The organism is Rheinheimera tangshanensis (genome assembly GCF_014645135.1).
In the GTDB taxonomy this organism is placed as follows: Bacteria; Pseudomonadota; Gammaproteobacteria; order Enterobacterales; family Alteromonadaceae; genus Pararheinheimera; species Pararheinheimera tangshanensis.
On sequence record NZ_BMLH01000005.1, the window covers coordinates 164,681 to 183,677 of the forward strand.

Here is an 18,997-nt window from a genome sequence, read left to right on the forward strand (position 1 = left end):
GCAGCCATTTTTTTGACAGAAAGAGGGTTAAGCCTGATTTTCATCCCGCATCAAATTGTATTTACGCATCTTCTCTACCAATGTGGTACGACGCAGACAAAGAATATCAGCGGCTCTTGCTACTACATATTCATGGCGCTCCAGCGCCTGAGTAATCAAAGAAATTTCCAGTTCGGCTAAAAACTCTTTTAGATCCACCCCCTGCTCCGGTAAAACTTCAAGGCTGCCTGATGTTGCGAAGCTCAGCACGTCTGTCTGCTCGTCTTCATCGTCAGCACTTTGGAACAACTCATTGATGGCATCCCGCTCTAACAATGCATCCGGATATACGGGCACATAAGTTTCGACGTCCAGATGACGGTATTTTTGCGGTAATTCTGCGACGTCCACGACCTGATTCGGATACATAATAGCCATCCGCTCTACCAGATTGGCTAGTTCGCGCACGTTGCCAGGCCAGGGATGCAGTTTTAAGCTCTCAAGCGCACGCTCGGTAAACTTCACCTTGGCATGCCCTTGCTGTTCAGTGCGGATGATCAGTTCCTGCACCAGCAGCGGTAAGTCATCGGCTCTGTCACGTAAAGCCGGAGTTTCGATAGGAAAGACGTTCAGGCGATAAAATAAATCTTCACGAAAGCGCCCCTCCTCGATCATTTGCTCCAGCGCCCTGTGAGTGGCTGCAATAATACGCACATCAGCGCGAATAGGCTGACTGCCCCCCACCCGCTCATACACTCTTTCCTGCAGCACTCTTAATAACTTCACTTGCATAGGCAGTGGCATATCACCAATTTCATCTAAAAACAGCGTACCGCCCTGCGCCAGTTCAAAACGGCCTTTGCGGGTAGAAATTGCACCGGTAAAGGCACCTTTTTCATGACCAAACAGCTCGCTTTCCAACAGCTCTGCCGGAATAGCACCGCAGTTTAATGGCACAAAAGGCCCCTGATGACGATTGGATAACACATGAATATTGCGGGCAACTACTTCCTTCCCCGTTCCCGAATCACCAAGAATTAATACATTGGCGTCCGTTTTAGCGACTTGTTGAATTAAGAAACGGACTTGCTGCATGGCCTGAGTTTGACCAACCATGCCAATAAAACGGGACTGTTCGCACTGACCTTTCTGACCTGGCAATAAACGTTGGTATTCCTGACAATCACGCAGCAATTGAGTAAAAGAAGCGTAAGAGAAAGGCTCGGTCAGCAAGCCCACCACATTCGCCAGACCTAAATGATGCTTCAGCGTTTCGCCCAGCAATAAAAAAGCACAAGCAGGATACCGGCGGATCAGTTGTTCGTGATCCTGACTGGACAAAGCCCCTAACAGAACCACAGCCTGAGACTCAGCATGTAAATACTGGTCAAGTTCGTGATACTGCAACAATTGATGGGGCTCAGAGATAAAACTCAGTACAGCACCTAAGCGAGAGGTTCGTTGTTCCTGCTGATCCAGAATATAGAGCTTGGTGGTCATAAGACTCAGACTTTTATTGCTTTTTAGTCATTCTACAAAGCTTGTCTGAGGTTGCAAGGTAAAACGCTATTTTTTTGACACTGGTGTCAAAAAAATAGCGTTTTATGGGATGAAAAGAATAAAGAATTAAGCGAGTAACTTTAGGGCTTGTTGTTCAGACACCCGGCTCTGACTGACCACAGATAATGAAGCTTGTTCACGAATACCAGCTGCCACTTGTTCTGTCACCGCTTTCGCGTAATCCAGGTCTTGAATACGGCTGATCGCTTCCTGCTCGTTCACATTCTGAGTTTGCAGATTGCGGGCACTAGACTGTAAAGCGTTGATCGTCGCACCTAAATCAGTTCTGTTGTTATCCACCAGTTGCGAAGAACTCTGAATGGACTTCAGCGAAGCTTCTGCACTTTCAGCAGAAGATAAGTCGATGCTAAAAGCACCTGAGTCCGTTAAACGAGTCGATAAATCCTGAGTTTTGATACCAATGCTGCCATTCCCTGTACCAACAGGGATAGAGCCATCCTGGTCAAACAACTTAATACCAGCAAACTCAGTATTTTTAATCTGGTCTTGAATATTTGCTGCATAAGCGTCGGCTTGCTTCTGCAGCGCCTGACGATCGGATGCGGTTAACAAGCCATTACCGGCCTGCACAGCCAAACGCCCCATTTCACTCAGGTTATCTGTCACCCCCTGTAAGCCTTGGTCAGCCACAGTAGCAAGAGAAATACCATCATAGACATTTTGTGTCCCTTGAGCAGAGGCATTAGCGCTTTGAGTTAAACGGTTGGCAATTTGTAATCCGGCAGCATCATCAGCAGCACTATTAATACGACGCGCTGAGGCTAATTTTTTCAGCAGATTTTCAGATTCATTGGAGTTGAATTTCAGCTGATTTTCATTGGCTAGCGAGTTACCGATTTTCATACTACTACCTCAGGCTGTTCCGAAACGGATTTGCTATAAAAATTAGTCTACCTCAAAATCACCTGAGTGCCCAAGCCTTAAACTGAGCTTTTTTTAGCCAGCAAAAAGATAGCTGAATGATCTGCAGCTAAGCTTCTATATAAAAAGGATTTTTTAATAGTGGAATAAATTATGCTAAGGTTTGTTACAGTGGGTACAGATCCAATATGACTGTCAGTTTTATGACATATCAGGGGCGCTTATGTTTGACGGCAAAAATATCTTTATTACAGGTGGCACTGGCTCTTTTGGCCATAAATACACCCAAACACTGCTGGAGCGGTACAAACCCAACAAAATTATCATCTATTCCAGAGATGAATTAAAACAATACGAAATGCAGCAGAAATTCAATGCACGCTGCATGCGCTATTTCATTGGTGATGTAAGAGATCAGGAACGCTTGATTAGAGCCATGCGGGGTGTTGATTATGTCATTCACGCCGCAGCGTTAAAGCAAGTACCAGCGGCCGAATATAACCCTATGGAATGTATAAAAACCAATATCAATGGTGCAGAGCATGTGATTAATGCAGCTATTGAAAACCAGGTAGAAAAAGTTATAGCGCTGTCCACTGATAAAGCAGCCAATCCGATCAACTTATACGGCGCCACCAAACTGGCATCCGACAAACTGTTTGTTGCAGCCAACAACATTTCAGGCGGTAGTAAGCCTCGTTTTTCAGTGGTGCGTTATGGCAATGTAGTAGGTTCCCGTGGCTCTGTAGTCCCCTTTTTTGAGCAACTAAGACAAAAAGGCACAGACCATATACCTATCACTCATCTGGAAATGACCCGCTTTTGGATCAGCCTGCAACAAGGTGTGGATTTTGTACTGAAAAATTTCGAACGTATGCTGGGTGGTGAAATATTCGTCCCTAAAATCCCTTCTATCCGCATCGTGGATTTAGCAAAATCTATGGCACCTGATTTACCTATCCGGGAAGTGGGTATTCGTCCTGGTGAAAAATTGCATGAAATGATGTGCCCAGGTGATATGTCCTATAACACTTACGAATACGATGACCATTATGTTATAGCTCCATCAATTCAGTTTTATAACCGTGGCAATGACTTTACGATCAATGCATTAAAAGAGCACGGCAAACTGGTGCAGCCCGGCTTTGAATATGTGTCGGATAAAAATCCTCACTTTTTAAGCATCGAAGAGCTGGTTCAATTTAACCGGGACGCAATGCTATGATCCCCTACGGCAGACAGTCGATCAGTGATGCAGATGTAAAAGCCGTTGTAGACACTCTGCAATCTGATTTTCTGACTCAGGGACCCGCAATTCCTGCATTTGAAGAAGCGCTGGCGAAGTACTGTAAGGTTCCATACGCAATTGCAGTTAATAGTGCCACTTCGGCTTTACATATAGCTTGTCTGGCTTTAGATGTAAAAGCTGGAGACAGAGTCTGGACCAGCCCCATCAGCTTTGTCGCTTCAGCGAATTGCGCTTTGTATTGTGGTGCTAAAGTTGATTTTGTTGATGTAGAACCTGATACAGGCCTGATGTCGGTCAAAGCCTTAGCGGCTAAATTACAACAAGCAGCAGCCAACAATACCTTACCTAAAGTTCTTATTCCTGTGCATCTGGCAGGACATAGCTGCGCTATGCAACAAATTGCGACTTTATGCCAACCTTACGGTATTCGTATTATCGAAGATGCTTCCCATGCGATAGGCGGAAGTTATCAGCAAAATAAGATAGGCAGTTGTCAATTCAGCGATATCACAGTATTCAGTTTTCATCCGGTCAAAATAATTACTACAGCTGAGGGTGGTGCCGCGTTGACCAAAGATATGGCACTGGCTGCTCGTATGCAGTTGCTGCGCAGTCATGGTATTACCCGCAATCCAGACGATATGACTGAGGTCAGCCACGGTCCCTGGTATTACCAACAGATAGACCTTGGTTTGAATTACCGTATGACGGATCTGCAAGCTGCTCTGGGACTAAGCCAGTTAAAAAGACTGGATATTTTTGTAAACCAACGTATTGAAGCTGTGGCCAATTACAGTGCCTTGCTGCAAAACTTAGCTCTGGAGCTTCCTCAGGAATGCAGCACAGGACAATCATCATGGCACTTGTATATTGTGAAATTGCATGATGAAAACCTACGCTTGTCCACATTTGAAACACTGCGTGCTGCAGGTATTGGCGTCAACGTCCATTATATCCCGATCCATACTCAACCTTATTACCAGAAGCTTGGATTCCAGTGGGGTGACTTTCCGCAGGCAGAATATTTTTACAGCAGAATTATAAGCCTTCCTCTCTACGCTGACTTGACACAGAAGTCGCAAGACTATGTAGCATCTGTTCTGAAAAAAATACCAGGTCTTCAATGATGAACATCGCCATTATTCCCGCACGAGGCGGTAGCAAACGCATCCCTCGCAAAAATATCAAAAAATTCTGCGGCCAGCCCATGCTGGCTTATCCTATTAAAGCAGCATTGGAAAGTGGTGTTATAGACAAGGTTATTGTATCCACCGAAGATGAAGAAATAGCTGCTGTAGCTCGTGAGTACGGCGCCGAAGTTCCGTTTTATCGCTCTGCCGCGCTTGCTGACGACCATACAGGAACTAGTCCTGTGGTTAGAGATACATTACAACGTCTGCTGCAACTAGGATGGGATATTCAACACTGTGCCTGCATTTATGCCACTACTCCATTATTGAGCAGTGTGTTGATTAAGCAGGCCTATGAACAACTGTGCGAAACATCCGCAGATTATGTATTTACTTCTGCACGCTTCTCCTTTCCAATTCAGAGAGCCTTATTGCAGACCAAAACTGGAGGCGTAACCCCTTTTGATCCTGCCAGCATAGTTAAACGCTCACAGGATCTGCCTCCAGCTTTTCATGACGCTGGCCAGCTTTACTGGGGAAGCTGCAATACATGGTTGGATCAGAACAAATATATATTCAGTGAAAAATCACAGATGTTGGTACTTCCTCCGCATTTAGTTCAGGACATAGATACGCTGGAAGACTGGAACCATGCAGAGTTACTGTATCGGATGCTGCAATCTCAATGACACAGATTTTGTTTAGGGCAGATGCCAGTAGACAGATAGGTTCAGGACACCTGATGCGCTGCCTGACATTGGCACATGCATTAAAAGACAAAGGCTATAGCTGCCGTTTTATCTGCCAGAATTTGCCCGGCCAGCTTGGCTCTCTGGTTTCTGAGCAGGGATTTACTGTCGATTTGATCCCCGTCTGCCAGAATGAACAGGACGATGCCAGGTATTGCCTTGAGCGAATACAAGCTCCAATTGAACTGCTGGTGGTTGATCATTACCAGTTGGGTCGTAATTATGAACAACAGATGCGTGGCAAGGTAGCGAATATCATGGTCATTGATGATTTGGCCAATCGACCTCATGACGCTGATTTGTTGCTGGATCAAAATTTAGTTCCTCAAGCCGAGCTACGTTATCGCAATCTGGTCAACTCAAACTGCATTCTGCTAGCGGGTCCTCGTTATGCATTGCTCAGAGCTGAGTTTTATCAGGCAAAAGCTGAACAAAGAACCAGACTCTTGGTCAATTTTGGTGGGACTGATCCGGATAATCTCACCCTAATGGCTTTGGACGCGCTGGATTTATTAAAGTCTCAGCCTATTCCTGCCGATATAGTCATAGGACAGAGTCATCCTGCAGCGGATGTGATACGACAGCGCTGCGAACAGCAGCCGCTTTGGCGGTTTCATCAGCAATGTAACTATATGGCTCATTTGATGCTGCAAGCAAAGCTCATGTTAGGTGCAGGTGGCAGCACGCATTGGGAACGTTGCTTCAGTCAGCTGCCAGCGTTAGTGGTGACTGTGGCAGATAACCAGCGACAAAGTACTCAGTACCTTGATCATCTTGGTGCCTGCATTTGGCTGGGTGACTCCACTCAGCAAAGTATAGTTAAGCTGGCAGATGCCATTGCTCGCTGCTGGCAGGATGAAATGTTATTGAAACAGATGGCACAAAAAGCCAGTGAGCTACTACCACATCAGGCTGGTACTCCAGCCGTAGTAAAAGCTGTAACAGAACTCATGAGGTTGTAATGCACGATTTTTTTATTGGCGACCGTAAAATTGGCCCATTTGAAAAACCTTTTATCATTGCGGAAATGTCAGGTAATCATGGCCAGTCACTGGATAAAGCCAAGGCGCTGATTGATGCTGCGGCTGCGGCTGGCGCTGATGCACTCAAACTTCAGACTTATACCCCCGATACTATTACCCTGGATGTGCATCAAGGAGAATTTTTTATTGCCGACCCCAATAGCCTTTGGCAAGGCAACTCTTTATACAATTTATATCAACAGGCCATGACGCCGTGGGAATGGCATGAAGAGTTATTTGCTTATGCAAATAGCAAAGGTATGCTTGCTTTTAGTACTCCGTTTGATTTGACCGCTGTGGAGTTTCTTGAACAGTTAAATGTGCCCTGCTACAAAATAGCCTCTTTTGAAAATATTGATCATGCGTTGCTTGCAGCGGTAGCCCGAACCGGTAAACCAGTCATTGTCTCCACAGGGATGGCAACTCAGGCTGAACTGGCAGAATCGGTGCAAGTGTTACGAGAAAATGGCTGCAAAGACCTGGTTTTGTTGAAATGTACTAGCAATTACCCTGCCCGTCCTGTGGATGCAAACTTGCTGACAATACCTCATCTGGCTGCGCTTTTTGATTGCCAGGTCGGGCTGTCCGATCACACCCCTGGTGTTGGTGTTTCTGTTGCCGCTGTAGCCCTTGGCGCTACCGTGATAGAAAAGCACTTTGTTTTGGATCGTAAAGGGGGAGAAGTCGACGCTGAATTCTCCCTTGAGCCTGATGAACTGAAACTGTTGGTTGAGGAAACAGCCAGAGCCAGAGATGCGCTGGGTAAGGTGCATTATGGTTGTACAGAAAAAGAGGTAGCCTCCAGAGTACATCGTCGTTCCTTGTATATAGCAGAGGATCTCCCTGCCGGAGCTATATTGACTGCAAAGAACTTACGTTCAGTGCGCCCTGGATTAGGTCTACCCCCTAAGTATCTGCCTATGTTGCTTGGTAAAGCTCTTAAAGTATCAGCGAAAAAAGGTACGGCAATGAGCTGGGAGTTGCTGGCATGACAAAAGCGTTGCAGGTTGTTTTGTTTGGTGCCAGTAAAGCTGGGGAATTCTTTCTCAGTCAGAACCCTAACCTGAACATCACTGCATTTATTGACAACGACCCAAGCCGTCACGGCCAGAAGTTATCAGGTATTGCTGTGCTGCCTCCTGACGAACTTTTAAGTCTGGATTATGATCAGATTGTTATTACCAGCCAATGGGTTGACGCTATTAGCGCCCAGTTGCAACAACTTGGAGTTCCGGCTGAAAAAATTGTGGTCCCGGCTAAACAACAAGTAAAAGCGACACTACCTTTTTTACATAGCGCCACGCTGGAAATGGCCCATGTTCTGCTTTTGAGGTTAAACCAGTTTTTACAACAGCATGGTATACGACCATGTCTTGATTCAGGAACCTTGCTAGGCGTGACGCGACAGCAGGCATTGATCCCCTGGGATGACGATATAGATCTGGCAATAGACCAGTCAGAGTTCAGTACTTTACTTAAGGTTATCCCTGATTTTATTCCTCAACTGCCACACCAGAACCTTTTGAATTGGCAAGTACTGGTGTTAAATGTAAATGACGAGGATTGTTGCATAAATATAGAATTCACCCCTAAACCCGGCGCAGACTTTGTACCTTTTGATATCAGTCTGCAACTGAGGCGTGAACAAGCTGGATACTCAGAGCTGGTTTCTTCTGCGGGTTTATTTTTTGCTCCGGCCCATCATTTTGCGCAATTTCAACAAAAAGAATTTCTAGGCCAGCGTTTTTACGTTCCAACAGACACTGACGGTTTTCTGACCTTTATGTACGGCGATTGGCAAGAACCTAAAAAAGGCACAAAAATTACCGAATACAACAACAGGCGTGCTCAACTCTCCCATGACCATTGCCAGCCCCGTGTGAAAAAACGTTTGCTTGGCGAGCCTTCGCAGTGAAAGTGTTATTAAGCAGTGCTGGCGCCAAGATTCCATTATTGCAGGCATTAAAAAATGCGGCCTTAAAGCTACAGCCAGATGCCAAAATTATCGCAGGAGACAGCTCAAAGCCTGTAGTCAGTCAGTATTTTGCGGACCAATTCTGGCATATGCCTTTGTGCAATAAATCTAATCTAGATGCAATCAAAGTAGGCCTGGCTGAATATCAAATCACCCACATAATCCCCAGCAGGGATGGTGAACTGATGTTCTGGTCGGAACAAAAAAAGGCACTAAAACTTTTGGGCATCGAGGTACTGGTCTCTGCTGAAGAAGTCATTCAGTTGTGTCTGGATAAATTTAGCTTTGCCCAAATTAAGACTCATCCTAAATGTAAAGTGATCCCCGCCCTGCTTCATCCTGATGAGTCAGCTGACTTGTGGGTGGTCAAAGAGCGTTATGGTGCAGGAAGTCAGAATCTTGGCCTTAAACTGACCACCCAAGAGGCGCTTCATCACGCAAAAACAATGCAATGCCCGCTGTACCAGCCATTTATTCAGGGCACAGAAATTAGCGTGGATGCCTGGTTAGACAAAAATAGCAAACTAAAAGGCCATATTTGCCGTTACCGGACTAAAGTGCAGCATGGTGAATCACAAATAAGCCAAACCGTATATCTGCCCCAGTATGATGAGTGGATCAAAACTCTGCTGGAACAGTTGCAACTGACTGGTCCTGTGGTACTGCAAGCTATTATTGATAAGCATCAACAGTTGCATATTATTGAGTGCAATAGCAGGTTTGGCGGTGCTTCTACTTTGGGTATTAAAGCCGGCGTCGATAGCCTCTACTGGAGTTTGGCGGAATCGATGGCAATAGATATAACTCAACTGCCTTTTACGCCAGCAAAGCAAACTATTACACAAGTTCGTTATGCCGGAGACTTGTATCTGTGATTTATATTTTTGATTTGGATGACACGCTGTATGACGAACGTCAGTACGTCGAAAGTGGTTTTCGTGCAGTCGCAGCATACGCCGCCAAACAGTGGGGACTGGATGCAACAAATTGTTACGAACAATTGGTCGGATTGCTGGACACTCAGGGGCGGGGTCGTATTTTTGATGATTTCCTTGCAGGCCACAGTCTGAGTAGTAAAAGTAACATTCAGGCTTGCGTCCACACTTACCGCTTGCACAAACCCAAGCTGACCTTACCAACAGAACACTTACAGCTACTGCAGCTATTACCCAAACCTTTGTACCTAGTGACTGATGGCCACAAGATAGTACAACAGAACAAGGTAGATGCTCTTGGGATAGCAGCCTTATTTAAACGAGTTTTTATAACCCACCGTTTTGGCATTAAACATGCTAAGCCTTCTACACATTGTTTTGAATTGATTAAAAAAGCAGAAAAATGTGATTGGCAGGATATGGTGTATATAGGCGATAACCCAGCGAAGGATTTTGTGAACTTGAATAAGCTTGGGATGAATACCATAAGGGTATTAACTGGTGTGCATCGACAGGTAATTGCACAAAAAGGCTTTGATGCTCTCAGAACCATTCGCACTTTGATAGAGCTAGGCTCAAGTGAAAAGATGCCAGCTAATTTTGCTGATGTAAGGCGACCAAAAGATTGCCAAAACTAATTACCACCATCAAATCGTCTGCGGGAGCATTATAAAATGCGAAGAAAAATCTTAGTCTTAGGTGGTGGAGGCTTTATTGGTTCGCACTTAGTTGCAGCATTGAGTCAGACACAGCATCAGATCCAAGTGGCTGGCAATAATCTTCTCTCTTCCGGCAACAGTAATGTGGACTATCTATCTGGCAATTTAAGCAGTCAGATCTATCAGCAATGCACTACGCCTGATCTGATATTTCATCTTGCTGGCGGCGCATCAGTTGCTTCCTCGTTACAAGATCCTAACCATGATTTCGACAAGACATTACCTCACTTGAGTGCTCTACTGCACAAGATGCAAGTCGATTGGCCGCAAGCAAGGCTGATTTATCTGTCCAGTGCAGCCGTCTATGGTGAAAACGCTTCTAATAATACTTCAATTAGATGTCAGCTTAAACCTATGTCACCGTATGGCTTACACAAGCAACTGGCCGAAGAGATGATCCAATTTTATAGCCGTCGTTACAATATATCTGCGCAAATAGTGCGGCCATTTTCGGTCTATGGTGAGGGACTACGCAAACAACTCTTATGGGATGCGCTGAGCAAAGCACAGCGTGGCGAATTTAGTTATTTTGGCGATGGAGAGCAGCAAAGAGATTGGGTTTATATCCATGATCTAATTGATTTTCTGTTGCACCTGATGACTCAACAGCTCAATAAACAGAATCAACTTCTTAATGCAGGTACCGGAGATGGTATTGCGATTAAAACACTTCTCACTATGCTTTTAAAAACAGCGGGATATCATCAAACTCCAATTTTTTCTTCGATTGGTAAACCTGGCGACCCTGACAATCTGGTTTCTTGTCGTCAGGAGCAAATATCCTATCCACAACTACAACAGACCAGCTTGCAACTGGGACTGGAGCGTTATGTTGGGTGGTTTAAGCAGCAGGAGCGATTATGAAAAAAATCGGAATTTGCGTCATCGTAAATGAAGGCTGGTTTGGCGGGATCAACTACTTTCTTAGTCTATTGTCTGCGCTCAATCAGTACCCTCACCCAGAGCAAGAATACTATGTACTGACTAATCGGAGCGATATTTTCAATCAGGGTTATCGACCACATATTAACATTATTCAATGTGATTACCTGGCTGACAATTCTGAGCGTATCAGGAAGTTGTGTCGTCACTTTAAGACTAACATCAAGTTAGCTTATTACGCCCGGCGTCATAAGCTGGATCTGATTACCCATGCTATTCCTGGTAAGCGATTTCTTCCCCCAACCGTTTACTGGATGCCTGATTTTCAACACTGCCATTTACCTGCTTTGTTCAGTGAAGCAGAGCTTCGCGGCAGAGACCAAAGTATGGAGATGGTCGCTGAACGTTCTGGTCATCTGCTGTTAAGCAGCGAGTCCGCGGAGAGCGATTTCAGGAGATTTTATCCTGCGTACCAGTCTGTTCAAACTCATGTACTGCGATTTGTACCCTATATTCAAGAAGAAGATCTTGCCTATCAACAGCAGGTGCTTGAACAGTCACAGGTAGAGGAAGATTTCTTCTATCTTCCAAATCAATTTTGGGTACATAAAAACCATGCGGTTGTGGTAGACGCGCTACTGCAGTTGCCACCTGAGATCAAAGTGATGTGCACGGGAAGCTTGAATGACTACCGCAATGCAGCCCATATTGAACAGCTACTGCAACGGATTAAGGAGCTTGGACTCGAGGAGAGATTTATTGTTCTTGGTCTGGTAGAGCGCGATAAGATGATGTCTCTGATGGCTCAAGCTTTGGCCGTGATCAACCCTTCGCTTTTTGAAGGCTGGAGTACCACAGTGGAAGAGTCTAAATATACAGGTAAAAAGATTATCCTCTCCGATCTTGCGGTGCATCGTGAACAGGCTCCTGCAGATGCTGTTTATTTTTCGCCTCAGGATCCTTCAGCACTGGCCGCAGCTATGTTGCATATTTGGCAGGAAAGAAATGATGAAAGACAGCGAGCTGTTAGCAGATTTACTCAAGCCAGAATTAATTTAGCTGATAATCGCGCATTATTTGCCGAAAAATATCAAGCGATCGTCTCAGCTCTACTTCAACAAGTTTAAGGAACAACAGATGTCCGCGACCCCCGAGCAACCAGATATCAATGCAATAGTTCGAAACGCCATGAGCTCTGTGCATAAAAGGCTATCAGATATGATGGTTTTACAGGGCCGTGCTCTGGCCGTTGCCAACCAACAACGTACTGATATAAAAAGCCTGCACGATGCCGAGTTTAAGGTTTTCTCTCAATTTGGAGAAGATGGCATCATTCAATATCTAATCAAAGAAACTAACATCTCTGAAAAAGAAGCTACTTTTATAGAATTTGGAGTCGAGAGTTATCTTGAATCAAATACCCGTTTCTTATTAGTAAACAATAACTGGCGAGGCCTGGTTTTTGATGGTTCTGAGCGAAATGTAGAGACTATTAAAAAGCAAGATTTCTATTGGCGAAATGACTTGACCGCAGTGCATGCCTGGATTGACCGCGATAACATCAATCAATTAATTAGTAATGCTGGGTTTTCTGGTGATATTGGCTTGTTGAGCGTCGATATCGACGGCAATGATTATTGGGTGTGGCAAGCAATTGATGCAGTCAATCCGGTGATAGTGGCTGTAGAATGGAACAGTGTCTTTGGCCCGGAAGCTGCGATTTCTATTCCTTATGATCCCAAATTTTTTCGCACCGATGCTCATTACAGTAACCTTTATTATGGCGCGTCCATTTCGGCCTTTGAGTATCTTGGAAAGCAAAAGGGTTACTCACTAATTGGCTCCAACATCGCTGGCAATAACCTGTTCTTCGTGCGCAATGATCGTTTAGGCGCCCTAAAGCCCCTCAAAGCACAAGAAGCTTTCGTGAAATCCCGTATTCGTGAAGCAAGAGATCCGGAAGGTAAACTGAGCTATTTATCTGGGGACGCTAGGTTTAAAGAAATCATAGGCTTGAAAGTAATTGACGTGATTAGAGGATATGAGTATCCACTCTCATAAAGGCTAACACTGTCATAGATTTAAATACAAAGCAGCCCCAGCTCCCTTAGTAAATGACATTAAATGCCTAACATAAAAAATATAGTCGTACTCTGTAATTATCATAGCAGAACACCTGAAAACTGATGGTTTAAAATAATGAATAATGATGCTTACGCAAGATTTTATCAGGACTTTCTATACTACAAAAAATTTCTATCTGAAATTTTTCCTCGCGATTCATTAGCAACTACAGGCGAGAAAATAATTCATATTGTTATTTCGCCTTGGATGGGCACTGCTGTGCCATGGTATTCTATAACAATCGGTCTATTACTCTCAAAAAAAAACTATAACGTTAAATTCATTCTAGATGACTTGCCTTTTGGTCAATCAGTATCATTCTTTGCATTTCAAAAAAGACTAATCGGAATGATTCTATATAGAGTCAACCTTCACTTTGGTATTAAGTGGTCAGCTCTTTCGGACTATGCGTCTAACGAGATTCCGATCAATCGTGATCTTGTCAATAAAATTGCTCAATTAAATTCTATTCACTTCACGAAAGGCGAGCTAAACGCAGAAAAACGATCAGCCTATGAAGAGAAAATAAAGCCACAGTTAGTCGAAGCGCAAAAGCTTTATAAGGCGTACATAGATATCGAATCACCTAAAAAATTTTTATTACCAGGAGGCATATGGGGAAATTCAGGAATATTGATGCAACTGTGTAGAGAAAACATAATTGAGGCAGCTACATACGATAGCGGCGATGAATTGGTCTTATTTTCGCACAACGGTGTGGCCTCTCAACTTAAAGATATTCCTTCAGTTTTTCATAAGGTATGGTCTAATGAAGAAGAAAGAAATTTCGCGCGTGATTCCGGTAAAAACTTTCTGACAAATAGAATGAATGGCCTTGATGGAGGTTTTTCATTTTTTAATGAAAAATCTTTGACAATAAATGATGATGATTTTTATTTAATGCTTTTAAACTCAGTTTGGGATAGTGCTGCTCTGGGCTTACATACTGTCTATACATCATATTTTGAATGGGTAATAAGCTCAATTAATTGGGTTCTTGATAATACAACATCTAAAATAGTCATCCGCAAGCATCCTGCTGAACGTGTACCTTCGTTGGACAACACAGATAACTATCTCTACAGAATAGAAGAGCTGTATAAGAATACATCCAAAGTAATTTTCATAGATAGTTTACAGGATATAAGCAGTTATCAATTGATAAAAAGAGCAAAATGCGTTTTAGGGTTTTCGAGTACCGCAATAGTTGAAGCGGTCGCACTTGGTGTTCCAAGCATTATTACCTCCTCTGCATACTATGCCGACCTGGGCGTAGCCTATACAGCAGATAGCGAAGCTCAATATCATCACTATTTACGAGAGGCTGCAAATAAGCGGCTGCATGTTTCAGCGGAAATGCAAGCGAAAGCCTGTGTTATTAACCACATAACACAACGTTGCAACTGGGTTAAGACGAAGTTCACCCCTCAACCCCAAAACTTTCAGGTATGGGTTAGATATAAATCTATCGAACCACTTGAATCAGACCTCGTAATGCAAGCCTTAGTAGAAAACACACCGACATCATATTTAAAGCACAAGATGTACTTTACCGCTCAAACTAATTAATTGTTGCAATAGGATTAAATATGACTTTTATAAAAAAAATAAAGCGCACAATTAGCAACTTACTAATTACCCTATTAAAAGATGAAATTTCGAAAGAAGTACATACTGCGATACGTAAGAAACCCTCATATATTTGCACTACCGCAGACACAACAGTATTTTTAAGCGAAGCAAAAGTCGAAAACTTAAGTCGCGACAGAGATAAAATTATCATTGGCAGCAATTCATATATTCGTGGTGAACTGTTAGTCTATGCACATAGTGGTCAAATAAACGTTGGTGATTGGTGCTATATTGGCGCTGGAACAAGGCTATGGTCTATGGCATCCATCTCTATAGGAAATAGAGTTTTAATATCTCACAATGTTAACATTATTGACAATACTGCTCACTCCAGGACACCTTCGGAAAGACACGAGCATTTTAAAAATATAGTTACCACTGGGCATCCAAGAAATATAGAAGATATACCCGGGTTACAAGCAGATAGAATCGTCATTGAGGATGACGTCTGGATAGGTTTTGGAGTGACGATTTTAAAAGGTGTTAAGATTGGTGCAAACTCTATTATTTATGCCAACTCAGTTGTATTACATGATGTTCCACCGAACTCTACATACAGAAATAGAATTGAACCAATAATTAGTCCGATCTAATTTTCAAAGGTAGAGCGTATGGACAATTTAAATAATCAGAAGAATATAAAATCTATATTAAGTTTAATTGGTAGAACAGATACATTATTTTCTGACGATTTGAAGGCAGTCAAGCAGCAATTAGACGATTCCGTATCATCTTCACGCTTTTTGGTGCTTGGAGCGGCTGGTTCTATTGGTCAAGCTGTCGCTAAAGAGATATTTAAACGTAACCCCAAAAAGCTACATCTGGTGGATATAAGTGAAAACAACATGGTGGAGTTGGTAAGAGATATCCGTAGCTCTTACGGCTACATAACTGGTGATTTTCAAACCTTTGCGCTTGATATTGGTAGTATCGAATATGATGCATTTATCGAAGCCGACGGTCATTATGACTATATCTTAAATCTTTCCGCCCTGAAGCATGTACGTAGTGAGAAAGATCCCTACACCCTGATGCGGATGCTTGAAGTAAATGTGTTTAATACTGAGAAAACCATCAAACAAGCTATAGCGAAGGGGGTAAAAAAATATTTTTGCGTTTCGACCGATAAAGCGACAAATCCGGTCAACATGATGGGTGCGTCAAAGCGTATCATGGAAATGTATTTACAGCGCTATAGCCAGCATATAAAAATCTCTACGGCCCGTTTTGCCAATGTTGCTTTTTCTGATGGGTCTTTGCTCCACAGCTTCCATTTGCGAATGCAAAAACAACAACCTATAGTCGCTCCTAATGATGTGCGCCGCTACTTCGTCACACCTCAAGAGTCAGGTGAGCTATGTTTAATATCTTGTCTATTTGGAGAAAATCGCGATATTTTCTTTCCAAAATTAAACGAAGCTTTGCATCTCATTACTTTTGCCGAAATTGCGGAAAAATATGTCGCAGCACAGGGCTACAAGCCCTATCTTTGCCAGAATGAAGACGAAGCCAGAAATCTGATAGGCACCTTGCCTATTTTGGGTAAATGGCCTTGTCTTTTTACTCCAAGCGATACGACTGGCGAGAAAGATTTTGAAGAGTTTTTTACAGAACATGAAGTCTTAGATTTAGAACGATTTACCAATCTTGGCATTATCAAAAGCAAAGAGGATTACGACGAGTCTAAACTACAGCATTTTAGCTCCGAGATTACCAGACTTAAAATGGCCAGAACTTGGTGTAAAGAAGATTTGGTCAAGCTGTTCAACTTTATGCTCCCGACTTTTGAACACAAAGAAACTGGCAAATACCTAGACGGCAAGATGTAAGAGGCGCTATGGAACAAAACTTAGTTAAGTTTGTGCGAGAGATTTATCAAACTCAGGATTTTATCCCGCTTCACGCCCCAACCTTTAACGGTAACGAAAGAGCCTATGTGTGTGACACCATAGACAGCAGTTTTGTATCCAGTGTTGGTGAATTTGTTGAACGCTTTGAAAAACAAATGCAGATCTTTACTGGTTCAGCAAAAACCATAGCTACCGTCAATGGTACTGCAGCCTTGCACACCGCGCTCTATGCAGCGGGGGTTCGCGCAGGTGATTTAGTGATCACTCAAGCCTTGACCTTTGTTGCTACCAGCAATGTACTTTACCATATGGGAGCTGAGCCGGTTTTTATTGACGTATCGCCAGTCAGCATGGGGTTATGCCCAAAAGCGATGTCAAGCTGGCTAGAAAGTGAAGCAGAACTACTTGATAATCAATGCGTACACAAGGCAAGTCAAAAAACTATACGCGCAGTGGTTCCAGTGCATACATTTGGTCATCCTGTAGAACTCGATGAGTTACTTACCATCTGTACCAAATGGAATCTGGTTATGATTGAGGATGCGGCAGAGAGCCTGGGGTCACTCTATAAGGGAAAACATACTGGCACTCTTGCTCCTTTAGCTGCAGTTAGTTTTAACGGCAACAAAATAATCACTACTGGTGGCGGTGGTATGGTGCTGTGCCAGGATACCAAGCTAGCAGCCAGAATTAAGCATATTACGACCACAGCAAAAGTCGCGCATCCTTATGAGTTTTTCCACGATGAGGCTGGTTTTAATTATCGCTTGCCCAACCTCAATGCAGCTTTGGGTTGCGCACAGATGGAAAAACTACCTGAGTTCTTAACGAAAAAACGTGCGTTGGCTATGGCTTATAAGACTTTTCTGATGGGAAGTCATTTTCATTTTTTTTCAGAACCCGGTTATGCTCAATCTAACTATTGGCTCAATGCAATCGTCTGCCCAGATCAGCAAAGTCGTGAGCAACTTTTGACCCACACGAATAAGGCAGGAGTGATGACTCGCCCTATTTGGAAATTAATGCATCGCCTACCTATGTTTGCTAATGCCCTTCGGGGCGATTTAAATCAGTCTGAATGGTTTGAAGCTCGTGTAGTTAATATTCCAAGCTCCCCCGTGACGTTTAAGTAGGTAACTAAGATGAGAAAGATTGCGGTATTTACTGGCTCGAGGGCTGAATATGGACTGCTCTACTGGGTAATTAAAGGTATTTCAGAGTCAAAAGATGCTGAGCTTCAATTGATGGTAGGAGGAATGCATTTATCACCCGAATTTGGAAAAACAGTCAGTCAAATTGATAGTGATGGTTTTATCATCAAAGATAAGATTGAGTTCTTACTATCCTCTGATTCGGCAGTAGGTATATCGAAGTCTATCGGGCTCGCTATCATTAGTGCTTGCGAAGCCTTTGAACGAAATAAACCAGATATACTTGTTATTCTAGGTGATAGGTTTGAGTCTATGGCAATTGCTCAAGCAGCTATGGTTGCTCGGATACCGATAGCCCACATCCATGGAGGTGAAACTACAGAGGGTCTTATTGATGAGGCGGTCCGCCATTCGATTACAAAAATGTCACACCTGCATTTTGCTGCCACGGAAAGCTACTGTAAACGGATTATACAACTAGGTGAAAACCCAGAGCATGTATTCAATGTAGGAGCTCCGGGAATAGACAATATTAAGAAACTTAATTTACTGGATAGAAGCCAATTAGCGAGGTCTTTAGATTTTAATATTGAACTCGATAACTATATGCTAATAACTTACCATCCGGTAACCTTAAATAAAAAAGGTGACAGAGAGTCACTGACAAACCTTTTTAACGAACTAGAGTTACACAAAGACTTTAAATATATTATTACTTATCCAAATGCCGATACTCATAGCCGTGGCTTGATTGAAGTTATTGAAGACTTTAAAAAAAGGCATGTCGACAGGGTACTGCTTGTCAAGTCTCTCGGACAACTGCGCTATCTCAGCTCAATTAAGCATAGTTCTGTTGTTATTGGTAATTCTTCAAGCGGTCTGATAGAAGTTCCTAGTTTTAATTTGCCAACCATTAATATAGGTGATAGACAAAAAGGTCGCGTCGCTGGTGAGACAGTTATACATTGTGATAGTAGTCAAGAGTCGATACGTAAATCTTTAGAGATTGCATTGTCTTCGGAATTCAGAGCGACATGTAGTAAAGCGATAAACCCTTATGGTGAAGGCAGAAGTTCAGAAAAAATAGTTTCTCAATTATTACAAGTGGAACTAGAAGGTTTAATTTGGAAGAAATTCTACGACATAAATATTGAATAG

18 protein-coding genes are annotated in these 18,997 nt (G+C 43.2%); 16 read left to right on the forward strand and 2 right to left on the reverse strand.

Annotated features, from left to right (window positions below; translation table 11 throughout):
- Positions 1 to 27 precede the first annotated feature (27 nt).
- Both IEW88_RS11415 and IEW88_RS11420 read right to left on the reverse strand, forming a co-directional pair.
- Positions 28 to 1,479: a sigma-54 dependent transcriptional regulator gene (locus tag IEW88_RS11415; protein WP_053424524.1), complete on the reverse strand. Its 1,452-nt coding sequence runs from the start codon at positions 1,477 to 1,479 to the stop codon at positions 28 to 30.
- Between the two features lie 126 nt (positions 1,480 to 1,605).
- Positions 1,606 to 2,403: a flagellin gene (locus IEW88_RS11420; protein WP_147904365.1), complete on the reverse strand. Its 798-nt coding sequence runs from the start codon at positions 2,401 to 2,403 to the stop codon at positions 1,606 to 1,608.
- 241 nt (positions 2,404 to 2,644) lie between these two features.
- Between IEW88_RS11420 and pseB the strand changes: the two genes are divergently transcribed.
- The 16 genes from pseB to neuC all read left to right on the forward strand — a co-directional run bounded on the left by pseB (position 2,645) and on the right by neuC (position 18,997).
- Entirely contained in the window at positions 2,645 to 3,646 is a 1,002-nt protein-coding gene (gene pseB, locus IEW88_RS11425; protein ID WP_147904364.1) for a UDP-N-acetylglucosamine 4,6-dehydratase (inverting), read from the forward strand.
- Positions 3,643 to 4,797 carry a UDP-4-amino-4,6-dideoxy-N-acetyl-beta-L-altrosamine transaminase gene (gene pseC, locus IEW88_RS11430; RefSeq protein WP_147904363.1) on the forward strand — a complete coding sequence of 385 codons (1,155 nt, stop codon included), beginning with the start codon at positions 3,643 to 3,645 and terminating at the stop codon, positions 4,795 to 4,797. Before pseB ends, pseC begins: the two co-directional genes overlap by 4 nt.
- Positions 4,794 to 5,489 (forward strand): pseudaminic acid cytidylyltransferase, encoded by a 696-nt coding sequence (gene pseF / locus IEW88_RS11435; RefSeq protein WP_229670448.1) that lies wholly within the window; start codon positions 4,794 to 4,796, stop codon positions 5,487 to 5,489. The genes pseC and pseF overlap by 4 nt, the downstream gene beginning before the upstream one ends.
- Complete coding sequence (gene pseG, locus IEW88_RS11440; RefSeq protein WP_147904362.1) at positions 5,486 to 6,511, forward strand: UDP-2,4-diacetamido-2,4,6-trideoxy-beta-L-altropyranose hydrolase; 1,026 nt, start codon at positions 5,486 to 5,488, stop codon at positions 6,509 to 6,511. The genes pseF and pseG overlap by 4 nt, the downstream gene beginning before the upstream one ends.
- Positions 6,511 to 7,563: a pseudaminic acid synthase gene (gene pseI / locus IEW88_RS11445; RefSeq protein ID WP_147904361.1), complete on the forward strand. Its 1,053-nt coding sequence runs from the start codon at positions 6,511 to 6,513 to the stop codon at positions 7,561 to 7,563. The genes pseG and pseI overlap by 1 nt, the downstream gene beginning before the upstream one ends.
- Positions 7,560 to 8,486, forward strand: a complete 927-nt coding sequence (locus IEW88_RS11450) for a LicD family protein (protein WP_147904360.1) — start codon at positions 7,560 to 7,562, stop codon at positions 8,484 to 8,486. The genes pseI and IEW88_RS11450 overlap by 4 nt, the downstream gene beginning before the upstream one ends.
- Positions 8,483 to 9,421: an ATP-grasp domain-containing protein gene (locus tag IEW88_RS11455; RefSeq protein ID WP_147904359.1), complete on the forward strand. Its 939-nt coding sequence runs from the start codon at positions 8,483 to 8,485 to the stop codon at positions 9,419 to 9,421. The genes IEW88_RS11450 and IEW88_RS11455 overlap by 4 nt, the downstream gene beginning before the upstream one ends.
- Complete coding sequence (locus IEW88_RS11460; protein WP_147904358.1) at positions 9,418 to 10,119, forward strand: HAD family hydrolase; 702 nt, start codon at positions 9,418 to 9,420, stop codon at positions 10,117 to 10,119. Before IEW88_RS11455 ends, IEW88_RS11460 begins: the two co-directional genes overlap by 4 nt.
- A gap of 36 nt (positions 10,120 to 10,155) precedes the next feature.
- The gene (locus IEW88_RS11465; protein ID WP_147904357.1) at positions 10,156 to 11,064 is read left to right on the forward strand and encodes an NAD-dependent epimerase/dehydratase family protein; all 909 of its coding nucleotides are present in this window, start codon (positions 10,156 to 10,158) and stop codon (positions 11,062 to 11,064) included.
- Complete coding sequence (locus tag IEW88_RS11470; protein WP_147904356.1) at positions 11,061 to 12,209, forward strand: glycosyltransferase family 4 protein; 1,149 nt, start codon at positions 11,061 to 11,063, stop codon at positions 12,207 to 12,209. The genes IEW88_RS11465 and IEW88_RS11470 overlap by 4 nt, the downstream gene beginning before the upstream one ends.
- Positions 12,210 to 12,219: 10 nt before the next feature.
- On the forward strand, positions 12,220 to 13,143 hold the full coding sequence (locus tag IEW88_RS11475; protein WP_147904355.1) for a hypothetical protein: 924 nt from the start codon (positions 12,220 to 12,222) through the stop codon (positions 13,141 to 13,143).
- Positions 13,144 to 13,281: 138 nt separating this feature from the next.
- A complete protein-coding gene (locus IEW88_RS11480) occupies positions 13,282 to 14,775 on the forward strand; it encodes a hypothetical protein (RefSeq protein WP_147904354.1) in 1,494 nt (497 codons plus the stop codon).
- Positions 14,776 to 14,795: 20 nt separating this feature from the next.
- Positions 14,796 to 15,431 carry an acyltransferase gene (locus IEW88_RS11485; protein ID WP_147904353.1) on the forward strand — a complete coding sequence of 212 codons (636 nt, stop codon included), beginning with the start codon at positions 14,796 to 14,798 and terminating at the stop codon, positions 15,429 to 15,431.
- 18 nt (positions 15,432 to 15,449) lie between these two features.
- Positions 15,450 to 16,667: a UDP-N-acetylglucosamine 4,6-dehydratase gene (locus IEW88_RS11490; RefSeq protein WP_221411424.1), complete on the forward strand. Its 1,218-nt coding sequence runs from the start codon at positions 15,450 to 15,452 to the stop codon at positions 16,665 to 16,667.
- An 8-nt stretch (positions 16,668 to 16,675) separates the two neighbouring features.
- The gene (locus tag IEW88_RS11495) at positions 16,676 to 17,821 is read left to right on the forward strand and encodes a LegC family aminotransferase (RefSeq protein ID WP_147904352.1); all 1,146 of its coding nucleotides are present in this window, start codon (positions 16,676 to 16,678) and stop codon (positions 17,819 to 17,821) included.
- Positions 17,822 to 17,830: 9 nt separating this feature from the next.
- On the forward strand, positions 17,831 to 18,997 hold the full coding sequence (neuC, locus tag IEW88_RS11500) for a UDP-N-acetylglucosamine 2-epimerase (RefSeq protein WP_147904351.1): 1,167 nt from the start codon (positions 17,831 to 17,833) through the stop codon (positions 18,995 to 18,997).